Source organism: Arthrobacter sp. PsM3 (genome assembly GCF_030433895.1).
Taxonomy (GTDB): domain Bacteria; phylum Actinomycetota; class Actinomycetes; order Actinomycetales; family Micrococcaceae; genus Arthrobacter.
The window spans coordinates 1-260 of record NZ_JARUXE010000168.1 but is presented as its reverse complement, the minus strand read 5'-3'; the positions used below and the strand labels follow the sequence as shown (position 1 = coordinate 260).

Genomic DNA, 260 nt, shown 5'->3' with positions numbered 1-260 from the left:
CCAATAACCAAACTATTGAAGGCGCATTAGCTCTATTTAATGACAATTACACTTGGAATGTTACCTCAGAAGACGCTACTAAAATGAGCAATTTAGATGAAGAAGTAAGTTTTGTTCAAAACAACACGAATTTAGCGATTGCCCTACAAAGTACTCCAAGCGCTACTTCAGAATTACCTATTAAAATAGATAAGATGCGTCATACCAATTACCAATGGCAATTTGAGTTAAACAACTATAGTGGAGCTACACCATATTTA

The 260-nt window shown here is 34.6% G+C and carries 1 protein-coding gene; it reads left to right on the top strand.

Translation table 11 applies throughout. The features are described from left to right. Positions 1–260 (top strand): hypothetical protein (locus QCD75_RS22075; protein ID WP_301231658.1); only part of this gene is annotated, 260 nt, incomplete at both ends.